This is a genomic window from Isoptericola hypogeus (genome assembly GCF_039531145.1).
GTDB lineage: Bacteria > Actinomycetota > Actinomycetes > Actinomycetales > Cellulomonadaceae > Isoptericola > Isoptericola hypogeus.
In genome coordinates this window covers 695936-709170 of record NZ_BAAAPM010000003.1, presented here as the reverse complement: position 1 = coordinate 709170, position 13235 = coordinate 695936, and the positions used below count along the sequence as shown (strand labels likewise).

Annotated in this window: 12 protein-coding genes; 5 read left to right on the top strand and 7 right to left on the bottom strand. The window is 74.3% G+C overall.

Features of this window, described 5'->3' with window-relative positions:
- Positions 1-20: 20 nt before the first annotated feature.
- The 4 genes from ABD254_RS05570 to ABD254_RS05555 all read right to left on the bottom strand — a co-directional run bounded on the left by ABD254_RS05570 (position 21) and on the right by ABD254_RS05555 (position 4993).
- Positions 21-536 (bottom strand): hypothetical protein, encoded by a 516-nt coding sequence (locus ABD254_RS05570; RefSeq protein WP_344246433.1) that lies wholly within the window; start codon positions 534-536, stop codon positions 21-23.
- Between the two features lie 229 nt (positions 537-765).
- Positions 766-2280: a glycerol kinase GlpK gene (gene glpK, locus ABD254_RS05565; RefSeq protein ID WP_344246431.1), complete on the bottom strand. Its 1515-nt coding sequence runs from the start codon at positions 2278-2280 to the stop codon at positions 766-768.
- A gap of 83 nt (positions 2281-2363) precedes the next feature.
- On the bottom strand, positions 2364-3128 hold the full coding sequence (locus ABD254_RS05560) for an MIP/aquaporin family protein (RefSeq protein WP_344246429.1): 765 nt from the start codon (positions 3126-3128) through the stop codon (positions 2364-2366).
- A gap of 119 nt (positions 3129-3247) precedes the next feature.
- On the bottom strand, positions 3248-4993 hold the full coding sequence (locus tag ABD254_RS05555) for a glycerol-3-phosphate dehydrogenase/oxidase (RefSeq protein WP_344246427.1): 1746 nt from the start codon (positions 4991-4993) through the stop codon (positions 3248-3250).
- Between the two features lie 109 nt (positions 4994-5102).
- On the opposite strand from ABD254_RS05555, the gene ABD254_RS05550 reads away from it, so the two are divergent.
- Together ABD254_RS05550 and ABD254_RS05545 are read left to right on the top strand one after the other, a co-directional pair.
- On the top strand, positions 5103-6056 hold the full coding sequence (locus ABD254_RS05550) for a sugar-binding transcriptional regulator (protein ID WP_344246425.1): 954 nt from the start codon (positions 5103-5105) through the stop codon (positions 6054-6056).
- Between the two features lie 81 nt (positions 6057-6137).
- Complete coding sequence (locus ABD254_RS05545) at positions 6138-6650, top strand: amino-acid N-acetyltransferase (RefSeq protein ID WP_344246423.1); 513 nt, start codon at positions 6138-6140, stop codon at positions 6648-6650.
- 73 nt (positions 6651-6723) lie between these two features.
- On the opposite strand, the gene ABD254_RS05540 is transcribed toward ABD254_RS05545, so the two are convergent.
- Positions 6724-7602: an HhH-GPD family protein gene (locus ABD254_RS05540; RefSeq protein ID WP_344248505.1), complete on the bottom strand. Its 879-nt coding sequence runs from the start codon at positions 7600-7602 to the stop codon at positions 6724-6726.
- A 793-nt stretch (positions 7603-8395) separates the two neighbouring features.
- Here ABD254_RS05540 and ABD254_RS05535 point away from each other — a divergent pair.
- Together ABD254_RS05535 and ABD254_RS05530 are read left to right on the top strand one after the other, a co-directional pair.
- Positions 8396-9340: a hypothetical protein gene (locus ABD254_RS05535; RefSeq protein ID WP_344246421.1), complete on the top strand. Its 945-nt coding sequence runs from the start codon at positions 8396-8398 to the stop codon at positions 9338-9340.
- Between the two features lie 47 nt (positions 9341-9387).
- On the top strand, positions 9388-9873 hold the full coding sequence (locus tag ABD254_RS05530; protein WP_344246419.1) for a GNAT family N-acetyltransferase: 486 nt from the start codon (positions 9388-9390) through the stop codon (positions 9871-9873).
- Here ABD254_RS05530 and disA read toward each other — a convergent pair.
- Complete coding sequence (gene disA, locus ABD254_RS05525; RefSeq protein ID WP_344246417.1) at positions 9864-10940, bottom strand: DNA integrity scanning diadenylate cyclase DisA; 1077 nt, start codon at positions 10938-10940, stop codon at positions 9864-9866. The genes ABD254_RS05530 and disA overlap by 10 nt on opposite strands.
- Before the next feature lie 19 nt (positions 10941-10959).
- Positions 10960-12399, bottom strand: coding sequence for a DNA repair protein RadA (gene radA, locus ABD254_RS05520; RefSeq protein ID WP_344246415.1), 1440 nt, complete (start codon positions 12397-12399; stop codon positions 10960-10962).
- A gap of 162 nt (positions 12400-12561) precedes the next feature.
- Here radA and ABD254_RS05515 point away from each other — a divergent pair, with 162 nt between their 5' ends.
- Complete coding sequence (locus tag ABD254_RS05515; RefSeq protein ID WP_344246413.1) at positions 12562-13209, top strand: hypothetical protein; 648 nt, start codon at positions 12562-12564, stop codon at positions 13207-13209.
- The last annotated feature ends 26 nt before the right edge of the window (positions 13210-13235 follow it).

Sequence of the window (13235 nt, the reverse complement as noted above, 5' to 3'; positions counted from 1 at the left end):
CGCCACGGGCGAGTCGGTGCTCAGGAGGACGCTGGCCGATCGTCAGCCCACGGGTCGTTCGCCGGGTCGGCGAGGAACTCGCGTGCCCGGGTGAGGATGAAGCGGTCGATCTCCTCGACCGTGAGAGACGAGTACTCGACGGCGTCGTACTCATCGTCGGCCTCGACGAGCCACTGCGCCGACGGCAGCCCGTCGTGGCCGATCTCGCGATGGGCCCACACGGCCAGCTCGCCCGGTGCGATCGAACCGGCGAGCAGGTCCTGGACGCGACGCCGCATCTTCACTGTCGCGACCAGGTCCGCCGGCGGGACGTGGAGCCCGAGCTCCGTCGCTGCGGTCTCCGCCGTCAGCTCGAGCACGGAGAACGCGTCGTCGGGGGACAACCCGGCGAGCTCGGCGAGGGCGGGGGAGTCGAGGCCCGCGACGAGGGCGTCGACAGCCGCTTCGACGAGACGTTCGCGGGTCGTCGGCAGCACCTCGTCGCGGAACAGGCAGATCGTCTCGGCCAGCTGCGTCCGAGCGTCGTCGTGATCCATGGCGCATGCTAACGGCGTCGCGCGGCGACGGGACACAGCACTGGCCAGCATCCCGGGTTTCGACAAGCTCAACCAACACACACACACCCACGAGCAGGCGGACGGACGCAGAGCTGAGGGGGCGGCGTCGCTTCGTCCGGACGTATCCCTCCCGAAGTGGAGGGCGCCCTGGCGCCCGTGAACGCGTCCGGACGAAGCGACGCCGCCCCCTCAGCGGGGGCACGACGGCCTACTGCACGTCCGCATCCACCCAGTCGAACGTCTTGGTCACGGCCTTCTTCCACGATCGGTAGAGCCGCTCGCGCTCGTCCTCGGCCACGGCCGGCGACCAGCGCTTGTCCTCCGCCCAGTTGGCGATGACGTCCTCCTCGCCCTTCCAGAAGCCGACGGCGATGCCGGCGGCGTAGGCGGCGCCGAGCGCCGTCGTCTCGGCGACCTTGGGCCGCACGACGTCGACGCCGAGCTGGTCGGCCTGGAACTGCATGAGCAGCTCGTTCTGGACCATGCCGCCGTCGACCTTGAGCTCGGTGAGGTCGACGCCGGAGTCGAGGCGCATGGCGTCGGCGACCTCACGGGTCTGGTACGCGACCGCCTCGAGCGAGGCGCGCGCGATGTGGTTGCGGTTGACGTACCGGGTGAGGCCGACGAGCGCGCCGCGCGCGTCGGGCCGCCAGTAGGGGGCGAACAGGCCGGAGAACGCCGGCACGAAGTAGGCGCCGCCGTTGTCCTCGACCTTGCGCGCCAGCCACTCGACGTCGGGGGCGTCCTCGAACATGCCGAGGTTGTCGCGTAGCCACTGGATGAGCGACCCGGTGACGGCGATGGAGCCCTCGAGCGCGTAGCGGGCGTCCTGGTCGCCGATCTTGTAGCAGACGGTGGTGAGCAGCCCGTTCTTGCTCGCCACCTTCTCCGTGCCGGTGTTGAGCAGCATGAAGTTGCCGGTGCCGTAGGTGTTCTTCGCGGTGCCGACCTCGAAGCAGGCCTGGCCGAACGTCGCGGCCTGCTGGTCGCCGAGGATGCCGGCGATCGGGACGCCCGGCACCAGGCCGCGCGCGCGGCCCTGCCCGTACACCTCGGAGGACGAGCGGATCTCGGGCAGCATCGACATCGGGATGCCCATGTCGGCGGCGATGTCCTCCCGCCAGCTCAGCGTGTCGAGGTCCATGAGCATGGTGCGCGACGCGTTGGTGACGTCGGTGACGTGCACGCCGCCGTCGGGCCCGCCGGTCATGTTCCACAGCACCCACGTGTCGGTGTTGCCGAACAGCAGGTCGCCCTTCTCGGCGGCCTCGCGCGCGCCCTCGACGTTGTCGAGGATCCACTTGACCTTGGGGCCCGAGAAGTAGGTCGCCAGGGGCAGGCCGACGATCGACTTGTACTTCTCCGGCCCGGTGTCGCCGGCGAGCTCGTCGACGATCGCCTGGGTGCGGGTGTCCTGCCACACGATGGCGTTGTAGACCGGCTTGCCGGTGTTCTTGTCCCAGACGACGGCGGTCTCGCGCTGGTTGGTGATGCCGATGGCGGCGAGGTCGGTGTGCGCGAGGTTGCCGCGCGTGAGTGCGAGGCCAACGACCTCGCGGACGTTGCTCCAGATCTGCTCGGCGTTGTGCTCGACCCACCCTGCCCTGGGGAAGATCTGGTCGTGCTCGAGCTGGCCGGTGGACACGATCCGGCCGGAGTGGTCGAAGACGATGGCACGCGAGCTGGTGGTGCCCTGGTCGATGGCGAGGACGTAGTCAGCCATGGGGATTGCCCTTCACGTCGGTGTGCGGTGGGGACGGTGCCCGGCGGCGCGGGCCGCCGGGCGCCGTCGGCGGGAGGTCGGGGTCAGGCGGAGTAGGTGGCACCGAGCAGGCCGGCGAGCACGCCGCCGACCAGCGGCCCGGCGACCGGGACCCACGAGTAGGCCCAGTCGCTCGAGCCCTTGCCCTTGATCGGCAGGATGGCGTGCGCGATGCGCGGGGCGAGGTCACGGGCGGGGTTGATGGCGTACCCGGTCGGGCCACCGAGGCTCGCGCCGATGGCGACCACGACGAGGGCGACGGAGAGCGGCCCCAGGCCGGACGGCGTCATGCCGGAGACGACGACGAAGAAGACCAGCACGAACGTCGCGATGACCTCGGTGATGAAGTTCCAGGCGTACGAGCGCACCTCCGGGCCGGTGGAGAAGACGGCGAGCTTGGTGGCGCCGGGCGCCTCCAGGTCGAAGTGCTTCTTGTAGGCGAGGAAGGCGAGGACCGCGCCGATGAACGCGCCGATCATCTCGGCCGCGAAGTACATGAACATGTTCGACACGGTCGGCTCGATCGTGGCCGTGACCGCCCCGCCCGGGCCCGTGACCGAGTAGAACGGCATGTCGGCCGAGAAGAGGCCGATCGTCACGGCGGGGTTGAGGTGCGCGCCCGACTTGTACGCGGTGAAGACGCCGGCGAAGACCGCGAGGCCCCACCCGAAGTTGATCAGCAGCCAGCCGCCGTTGAAGCCCTTCGTCTTGGGCAGGATCACGTTGGCGACCACACCGGCACCCAGCAGGATCAGCGTCGCGGTGCCGAGGATCTCGGACCAGAACGCCTGCATCATCAATGAGTCCATCGTCGGTTCTCTTTCTTCTCGGGACCTCGTTGTCCTCTCCGGGACGGAGAGCCCGCGACGGGCGGAGCCCAGCGGGTGGTTCGGCCGGACCCGCGGTGGGCGGGTCCGGCCCGGGTGTGTCAGCCCCGCAAGGGCTGCATGGCGGCGACGTCGTCGGCGCGCTGCCGCGCCGCCTCCGCCGCGACGTCGTCGGGCGCGAGGCCGGCGGCATCCTCGGCGTCGGCCCGGGCGAGGTAGGCGTCGACCTCCGCCTTCCGGGTCGCGTCGTCCCAGCCCAGCAGCGGGGCGACGACGTCGGCGATCTCTGCGAGGGCCGCGCGCCCGCGGTCGGCGACCTCGTAGACGAGGCGCGTGCGGTGCAGCATCAGGTCCTCGAGGTGCAGCGCGCCCTCGTGGCTCACGCCGAAGTGGATCTCGGCGCGCAGGTAGGCGGGCGCGTGCTCGAGCGGGCGGGCCAGCGTCGGGTCCTGCTCGCACAGCTCGACCAGCTCGCCGAGCGCCGACCCGTAGCGGTGCAGCAGGTGGTCCACCATGGGCGGCTTCCACCCGAACCGCTGTGCCCACGCGCGGGCCTGGCGGCGCGCCGCCTGCAGGCCGACGGCGCCGAGCAGCGGGATGTCGTGCGTGATCGAGGGCAGGGCGGCGGCGCGCTGGCCGATCGCGAAGTCGACGGCGTCCTTGGCCATCACCCGGTAGGTCGTGAGCTTGCCGCCGGCGATGACGGTCAGCCCGGGCGCCGGGCTGGCGACGGTGTGCTCGCGCGAGACCTTGGCCGAGCTGGTGCCCTCCTTGGTGCCGGGCTGCAGCAGGGGGCGCAGCCCCGCGTAGGTGCCGATGACGTCGTCGCGCGACAGCGGGTGCGCCAGCACGGCGTTCGCGTGGTCGAGCACGTAGTCGATGTCCGCCGCCGTCGCCACGGGGTGCGTGAGCTCCTGCTCCCAGGGCGTGTCGGTGGTGCCGACGACCCAGTACCGCGACCACGGGATGACGAACAGCACCGACTTCTCGGTCTGCAGGATCAGCCCCACGGAGCCCTTGATGCGCTCGCGCGGCACGACGATGTGCACGCCCTTGGACGCGAGCACCCGCAGCCCGCCCTCGTCGCCGGCGAGCGCCTCGGTGTCCTCCGTCCACACGCCCGTGGCGTTGATGACGTGGCGGGCGCGCACGGTGATCTCGCGCCCGGTCTCGAGGTCGACGACGACGGCGCCGTTGACGGCCCCCGTCCCGCTCTTGGTCAGCGCCACGACCTGCGTGCGGGCCGCCGCGTACGCGCCGTAGCTGGCGGCGGTGCGCACGAGCGTGGTCACGAGGCGCGCGTCGTCGACCGACGCGTCCCAGTACTGCACGGCACCGATCGCCGCGTCGTGCGCCAGGTCGGGGAACTTCCGCTCCATCTGCCGGCGCGACAGGTGCCGGTGCAGGGGCATCGCCCGGCGGCCCGGCGCGAGCGAGGCGAGGGTGTCGTACAGCGCGATGCCGGTGCCGACGTAGGCCCGCTCCCACACCCGGTGCTCGAGCGGGTACAGGAACGGGACGGGCTTGACCAGGTGCGGGGCGATGGTCTTGAGGAGCAGGTCGCGCTCGGTGAGGGCTTCCTTCACCAGGTGGAAGTCGAGCATCTGCAGGTAACGCAGCCCGCCGTGCACCAGCTTGCTGCTGCGGCTGGACGTGCCCGACGCCCAGTCCTGCGCCTCGACGATCGCCGTCGACAGCCCGCGGGTGGCGGCGTCGAGCGCGATGCCCGCGCCGGTGACGCCGCCGCCGACGACGAGCACGTCCAGCTCGGCACTGGCGGTCTGGGATCCCTCGAGCGCGGCGAGGGCCTGGGCACGCGAGGTGGCCGTGAGCCGGGTGGAGGCCATCGGTGTTCCTTCCGTTCGACGTCGGTCCCAGCGGACCATCGGCGGCACGTGTGCGCAACCTGGATGCACGAACGTGCAAGATCGGCGTGCTTCGTGTGAGGGTGGGGGCGTGACGACGGACCGGGAACGCGACGTGGTGATGGCCGCGACCATGTACTACCTGCAGGACATGAAGATGGAGACGATCGCGCGCCACCTGCGCACGTCGCGCTCCACCGTCTCGCGCCTCATCAAGCACGCCCGGGACACGGGTGTCGTCGAGATCACGCTGCGTCCCGGACACTCGCGCGCCCCCGGGCTCGGGCAGGAGATCACCCAGCGGCACGGCATCGAGGCGTACGTCGTGCCGGTGTCGGACTCGGCGGGCGACGCCGAGCGGCTCGACCAGGTCGCGCTCACCACGGCGCGGCTGCTCGCCCGCTGGTTCGACTCCGACATGGTGCTCGGCATCGCCTGGGGCACCACGCTCGCCGCGATCTCCCACCACCTCCCGCACAAGCCCACGCGGGGCTCCGCCGTCGTGCAGCTCAACGGCGCCGCGAACACGCGGACCTCGGGCGTCAGCTACGCGGGCGACCTGATCGCGGGCTTCGGCGGGGCGTTCGACGCGCACGTGCACCACTTCCCCGTGCCGGCGTTCTTCGACTACGCCGAGACCCGCGAGGCCATGTGGCGGGAGCGCTCCGTGCGCCGCGTCCTCGACGTGCAGGCGCGCGCCGACATCGCCCTGTTCTCCGTCGGGGCCCTCACCGGCGGGCTGCCGTCGCACGTGTACGCCGCCGGGTACCTGGAGCCCGACGACGTCGCCGTCCTGGACGCGGAGGGCGTCGTCGGGGACGTGTGCACCGTGTTCCTGCGGGCCGACGGCACGTACCGCGACATCCCGCTCAACGCCCGCGCCACCGGGCCCGCGCCGGCCGAGCTGCGACGGATCCCGCGCCGCCTGTGCGCCGTCGCGGGCGACAACAAGGTCGCCCCGCTGCGGGCGGCGCTCGCCGCGGGCGTCGTCACCGACCTCGTCGTCGACGAGGTGACCGCCGCCCGGCTCGTGGAGGGTCGGTGATCGGTGTGTGAACGTCCGTGCAACACCGGACGTCGGCGAGACCCCCGCGCCCGGCCCCGCGCGCGACCGTAGAGTGACGGCGTGCCCGAGGTCCCGTCGTTCGCCGTCCGACCCGCCCTGCCGGCCGACATGCGCGGCGTGCGCGGCCTGGTCGAGCCGTACGCGGCGGACCGGATCCTGCTGGCCAAGGAGATGGTCGGGTACTACGAGGCCGTCCAGGAGTTCCTCGTCGCCTCCGGCCCCGACGGCGAGGTCGTGGGCTGCGGGGCGCTGCACGTCATGTGGGACGACCTGGCCGAGGTCCGCACCCTCGCGGTCGACCCCGCCTGGCGCGGGCGCCGGGTGGGGCACGCGCTGCTGGACGCGCTCGTCGAGCGGGCGCGCCTGCTCGGGCTGCGCCGGGTGTTCTGCCTGACGTTCGAGGTCGCGTTCTTCACCGCGCACGGGTTCCGGGAGATCGACGGGACGCCCGTCACCGCCGACGTCTACGCCGAGCTGCTGCGCTCCCACGACGACGGCGTCGCGGAGTTCCTCGACCTCGCGCGCGTGAAGCCGAACACGCTCGGCAACTCGCGCATGCTCCTGGAGCTCTAACCGCCTGGTGCTGTGAGCATGATTTTGGCCCACTTGCTTCGCCGCAAGTGGGCCAAAATCATGCTCACACGCCTCAGGTGGTGGGGAGGTGGAAGCGGCCGGCGTCGTCCTGCTCGACCAGGCCGTCCTCGACGAGGCTGCCGAGGCACCGCTCGACCTGCGCCGGGTCCTGTCCCGAGTCGGCGAGGAGCGCCCGCGGCACGGGCGCGTCGGCCGCCCGCAGTGCGGCCATCGCCCGACCGCGCACCTGCCGGTCGGTGCCGTGCCAGGCCTGGGTGCGACGGCGGTGCGCGTGCTCGTCGGGCGGGTGCCCCGCCGCGCGCCACGCGCACACATCGGCCACCGGGCACGCGTGGCAGCGCGGGGCGCGGGCCGTGCACACCAGGGCTCCGAGCTCCATCGACGCGGCGGCCCACCGGGCGGCGGCCGCGTCGTCGTCGGGCACCACGCGGGCCGCCTGCGCCCGCTCCGCGGCCGTGGGGGTGGGGGCGCCGAGGGCCGTCCCGCCGAGGGCGCGGGCCAGCACTCGCCGCACGTTCGTGTCGACGACGACCGACCGGCGGCCGAAGGCGAAAGCCTGCACCGCCGCCGCGGTGTACTCGCCGACGCCCGGCAGCGCGCGCAGCGCCTCCCCGTCGTCGGGGACGACGCCGTCGTGCCGGCCGGCGACGGCCCGTGCGCAGTCCTGCAGCCGCAGGGCACGCCGCGGGTAGCCGAGCCGGCCCCACGCACGGAGGACGTCGGCCGTCGGTGCGGCGGCGAGGTCGCCGGGGGTGGGCCAGCGGTCCATCCACGCGCGCCACACCGGTTCCACCCGCGCCACCGGCGTCTGCTGCAGCATCACCTCGCTGACCAGCACGCCCCAGGGCGTGCGGCCCGCTCGCCGCCACGGCAGGTCGCGCGCGGCGTCGTCGAACCAGGTCGTGGTGCGGGTGACGAGCTCGTCGCGCACGCCCTCGGGCGCGACGTCGGGGCCGCGCACGGGCCGGTGCCCGGGATCGCGGACGGTCGGAGGATCGGCGTGCGGCACGGTCACCCATTCTCGCCCACCTCCCTGGTGAGTCGTCAGAGCCGGGGCGCGGTCCGCCCCGGGCGGGCCTGACAGGTCGGGGAGGTGGGAGCGACGGCGGCGCGGCTCCCCGACCTGCGCCGAGGCGCGTCGTACGGTGGCGCCGGCACGGATCGAGACGGAGGGGTGGCCCGTGGCACCTGCGGACGACAGGCGTCGAGGCACCGGCACCTCGCGCGGGGGTGCCGCGCGCCCTGCGCGCAGCGGGGCGTCCGGGGCGGGGGGCGGGTCGTCGTCGCGCCGGACCGGCACCTCCCGGGCCGGGGCCTCAGGGTCGAAGGCGTCCCAGGCGCCCAGGTCGTCGAAGCAGGCGCCGCCCCAGCAGCCGACGTCGTCCTCTCGGTCGGCGGGTTCGCGGTCGGCGGGCTCATCGGCGGGGTCCCGGTCGGGCGAGCCCCGAAAGGGCGCGGCGTCCGGCGCCTCGCGGTCCGGCGCCGCGCGATCGGGGAACGCAGCGGGCGCCCCGCGGTCCGGCGGCCCTCGCTCGACGTCGTCGCCCTCGTCTGCGAAGTCTTCGTCCGCGAAGTCCTCGTCCACGAAGTCTTCGTCCACGCGGTCCTCGCAGCCGCGCGCGACGTCGTCGCGGTCGGCGTCCACGCGGTCCTCGCAACCTCGTCCGACGGCGACGGCCCGAGGCTCGCGCTCGGCCGGGAACCGCGGGGGTGGCCGCGCCACCGTGACCGCTCACGGGCTGGTCGCGCCCGGCACGGCGCGGCGCACGCCGCCACCGCGCGGGCGTCGCCGTCCCGCCCCGAGCCGGACGGCGACGCGGGCCCGCACCCGCCTCGTCGGGGCGCTGGCGGTCGTCGCGCTGCTGTGCGGCGTCGGCGTGCTGGGCGGCTACGGGGTGGGTCGGGCCGCCGACTCGGTCCGCGCGATGCTCCCGGGAGCCGACCCGGGCCTGCCGGCGGACAAGGCCGCGCCCCCGGACCCGATCGACCTCACGGGGCCGGCCACGGCCTGCCGGGCGGACGCCGTCGACGTCGGCCTGGCCGTGACCAGCCCGACCGTCGTGCTCGGGCTGGCGCAGGTCTTCGACGTGAGCGTCAGGAACACCGGGCGCGTGCCGTGCCTGATCGACGGCGCGGAGGCGAGCCGCAGCGTCACCGTCACGGACTCGTCGGGCAAGGAGCGGGTGTGGTCGTCGTCCGACTGCGCCGACGGCGAGACGATGCTGCTGCTGGGCCCCGAGGACGTCGCCGCCCACGACGTGCGCTGGCTGACCGAGCGCTCGGCGCCGGGCTGCGAGGGCGAGCAGGCCGCGCTCGAGCCGGGCACGTACCGGGCGACGGCCGCGCTCGCCGACGTGCCGGGGGCCGAGAGCGACCCGGTGACGTTCACCGTCGTCGCGCGGGAACCCGGCCCCGAGCCCAGCACCGCGCCGTCGGCGACCGGGGGCGGCGCGTCGGCGTCTCCGTCACCCACGGAGTCCGCGAACGGTGCGGACGCCGAGGAGAGTGCCGGTCGGGAGTCGGCGGAGTCGTCCGGGGACGGCAAGGCCGGCGCGGGCCAGAACGACGCGGCGAAGAGGGACGAGGACGCGGCGAAGGGCGACTCAGGGGACAGCAAGAAGTCACGGGACGTCGCCCCGGCGGGCGAGGACGCGTCCGACGACGCGTAGCACGACGGACCGACGGCCGAGCCCCGGGCTGTCGCTAGCATGACGCGGTGCTCGAACCGCTGCGCCCCGCCGACGTGCCGGACCTGACCGCGTTCCTGCAGGCCGCCGACCTCACGCTCGCGGGGCTCGACGCACCCTCCGTGCGCCTGTGGGTGCGTCGCGACGACTCCGGGAAGCTCGTGGCGAGCGGCGGGTTCGAGCTCAGTGCGGACGGCGAGCACGCGCTCGTGCGGAGCACGGCCGTGCGGCACGACCAGCGCGGCCGGGGAGCAGGGCTGGCGACCGCCGCGTTCGCGATCGAGCGCGCGCGGGAGTCCGGGGCGCGGCGGGCATGGCTGTTCTCCCGCCGCTCGGGGCCGTTCTGGCAGCGCCTCGGGTTCGAGGCGACGACGACGGCCGAGCTCGCGGCGGCGCTCCCTGACGCCCACCAGGTGCGGCTCTTCCAGCGCACGGGACAGCTCGGGCGGGAGGTCGCCTGGCGCCTTCCGCTGCGGGACGGTGACACTCGTCCCGACCCGGCGGGTCAGACGTAGCGCTCGAGGATGCTGGACTCCGCCAGCCGCGACAGGCCCTCGCGCACGGCACGGGCACGCTGCTCCCCGACGCCGTCGACGGCCATGAGGTCGTCCACGCTGGCGGCCAGCAGCTTCTGCAGGCCGCCGAAGTGCCCGACGAGCCGGTCGATGATCGCGGCGGGCAGGCGCGGCACCTTGGCGAGCAGCCGGTAGCCGTGCGGCGCGACCGCGGCGTCGAGCGCGACGCCGCCGCCGGGCAGCTCGAGCACGCGGCCGATCTGGCCGAGGTCGAGGAGCTGGCCGGAGTCGAGCGCGGCGAGGTCGGCGTGCACGCCGCTGAGGGAGCGGCCTGCCCGCTCGAGCTCGACGTAGTCGCGCACCACGAAGTCGCGGTCGGCGCCGATGCCGCCGATCAGCTCGTCGAGCTGGAGGGCGAGCAGCCGGCCGTCGGCGCCGAGCTCGACCACGTAGCCGTCGATCTCCTCGGAGATGCGGCGGACCATCTCGAGGCGCTGCACGACGGAGCACACGTCGCGCACCGTGACGAGATCCTCGATCTCCAGGGCCGACAGCGTGCCCGACACCTCGTCGAGCCTCGACCGGTACCGCTCGAGCGTGGCGAGCGCCTGGTTGGCGCGGCCGAGGATGGTGTCCGGATCCTCCAGCACGTGCCGCGCCGAGGCGACGTAGATCGCGACGATCCGCATCGACTGGCTCACCGAGATGACGGGCAGGCCGGTCTGCTTGGCGACGCGCTCGGCGGTGCGGTGGCGGGTGCCGGACTCGCTGGTCGGGTCGGGCAGGAGCTGGACGGCGGCGCGGCGGATGCGGGTGGCGTCGCGGTCGAGCACGACGGCGCCGTCCATCTTCGACAGCTCGCGCAGGCGGGTGGCGGAGAACTCGACGTCGAGCACGAACCCGCCGGAGCACATCGCCTCGACCGTCTGGTCGAGGCCGAGCACGATCAGCGCGCCGGTGCGGCCGCGCAGGATCCGCTCGAGACCGTCACGGAGCTCCGTCCCCGGCGCCACGGCCGCGAGCGTCTCCCGGAGCAGGGCGTCGGGGTGCGCGGAGGAGGGAGCCACGATGCGAATCCTACGTCGGTCAGCCGCGCTCGCCCCGGGGACGTCCAGGTTCGCGGTCCGGCGCGTCGGCGACGCCGGCGAGCTCGACCGCCTCGGCGAGGTGCCGGGCCTCCAGGAGCTGCATTCCCGGCGGTGCCTTGACCGCGGCCCCGGCGGGCACGACGGCGCGCACGAAGCCGAGCCGGGCGGCCTCGCCGACCCGCCGGTCGAGTCCGGTCACGGGCCGGATGTCGCCCGCGAGGCCGACCTCGCCCAGCGCCACGGTGCCGGTGGGCATGGGCTCGCCCGTCCGCGCGGACACGATCGCGAGGGCCGTTGCGAGGTCGGCGGCGGGTTCGGTGATCTTGGCGCCGCCGATCGTCGAGACGTAGACGTCCTGGTCGGCGAGCCGCAGACCCCCGTGCCGGTGCAGCACGGCGAGGATCATCGCGAGCCGCGACGACTCGAGCCCGCTGGTGGTGCGGCGCGGGTTCGCCAGCGGCGACGGCGCGACCAGGGACTGGATCTCGAGCGCCAGCGGCCGCCGGCCCTCGAGCGTGACGGTGACGCAGGTGCCGGGCACCCCGGCGCCCAGGTGGGAGAGGAAGAGCCCGCTCGGGTCGCTCAGCCCGACGATCCCCGTCTCGGACAGCTCGAAGCACCCGACCTCGTCGGTGGGCCCGAAACGGTTCTTCACCGCCCGCACCATGCGCAGCCTCGAGTGCCGGTCGCCCTCGAACTGGCACACGACGTCCACCAGGTGCTCCAGCGTGCGCGGACCGGCCACGGTGCCGTCCTTGGTGACGTGCCCGACGAGCAGCACGGGCACCTGCTTCTCCTTGGCCACGGCGATGAGCGCGGCCGCGACCTCGCGCACCTGGCTCACGCCGCCCGGGGCGCCGTCCACCTCAGCGGACGCGACCGTCTGCACCGAGTCCACGACGAGCAGGTCCGGGGAGGTGGCCTCGACGTGCCCGAGCACCGTGGCCAGGTCGGTCTCCGCCGCGAGCAGCAGGGTCGGGGCCAGCGCCCCCACCCGCTCCGCGCGCAGCCGCACCTGCCCGGCCGACTCCTCGCCCGTCACGTACAGCACGGTGCGGTCGTCGCGGCCGTCGGCGCCGCGCGCGTACGTGGACGCGACCTCCAGCAGCAGCGTGGACTTGCCGACGCCGGGCTCCCCGGCGAGCAGCACCACGGCGCCGGGGACGAGGCCGCCGCCCAGGACACGGTCGAGCTCGTCCACCCGCGTCGGGGCCGCCTGCGCGGCGGCGACGTCGATCTCCGCGATGGGGCGCGCGGGCGTGTGCGCCGGGCTCGCAGCGACCGTGCGCGGGCCGGACGACGCCGGCCCCTCGTCGGTGACCGTGCCCCAGGCCTGGCACTCGCCGCAGCGCCCCACCCACTTGGAGGTGGTCCACCCGCACTCGGTGCAGCGGTACGCCGGGCGGTTACGGGTGCGGGACGCCGTCGAGGTGCTCACGCCGACACACGCTAGGGGCCGCTACCGACAGCCGTTGCCGGCAACGGGGTGCCGGTGTGCGCCGCGCCCTCGCTCGACACACGCCGGACGGCGCCGCCGGCCGGGCGGCGCGGCCCCTAGGCTGCGGGTGCACCGACGCACGCGCACCCGCAGGAGGACATCGTGAGCCAGGCACGCACGGGCGGTAACGGCCGACCGGGGACGGGGTCGCCGCGGCCGTCGCCCGAGGTGATCCGGCGGCGCCGGATCGTGGTGGGGTCGCTGGCGGGCGCCCTGGTGCTGCTGGTCGTGCTGGTCACGGCGCTCGTGTGGCCCGGCTTCGCGCAGCCCGAGCCTCAGCCGACCGCCACGGTGACGGCCCCGCCGCCCACGCCGACGATCGAGCCGAGCGGCCGGCCCGCGGACCAGACCGCCTTCCTCATGGCACAGCCCGACACGGTGCTGCAGCTCGCGCTGCGGGGCGCGGCGCCGTACGACGCGTGGGTCGACGACGCCGGCGCGGTCGAGGCGTGGGAGCTCACCTACGCGGACGGCGACGGCGCGGACGCCGCCAAGGTGCAGGTGCTCGCCGGGCAGTGGGAGGACGACGACGCCGCGGCCGGCGCCTACGAGGCGCTGGTCAAGGCGGCCGGGGACCCCACCGACGAGGGTGAGGTCACGGTCGGGGACCAGGCAACCGGGGCGTACGTCGTGACCCCCGGGTCGGCCGCGGGCACCGCCGTCGTCACCTGGCGCAACGGCACCGCCGTCCTGCAGGCCACCGGGCCTGCGGACCTCGTGGACGACGTCTACTCCGCCTACCCCCTGTAGGGATGACGGCGACAGCCTTCGCCGGG

Bases quoted from the DNA above. Each gene is read 5' to 3' on its own strand.
- ABD254_RS05570 (WP_344246433.1), bottom strand. From the start codon at position 536: ATGGATCACGACGACGCTCGGACGCAGCTGGCCGAGACGATCTGCCTG.
- ABD254_RS05560 (WP_344246429.1), bottom strand. From the start codon at position 3,128: ATGGACTCATTGATGATGCAGGCGTTCTGGTCCGAGATCCTCGGCACC.
- ABD254_RS05555 (WP_344246427.1), bottom strand. From the start codon at position 4,993: ATGGCCTCCACCCGGCTCACGGCCACCTCGCGTGCCCAGGCCCTCGCC.
- glpK (WP_344246431.1), bottom strand. From the start codon at position 2,280: ATGGCTGACTACGTCCTCGCCATCGACCAGGGCACCACCAGCTCGCGT.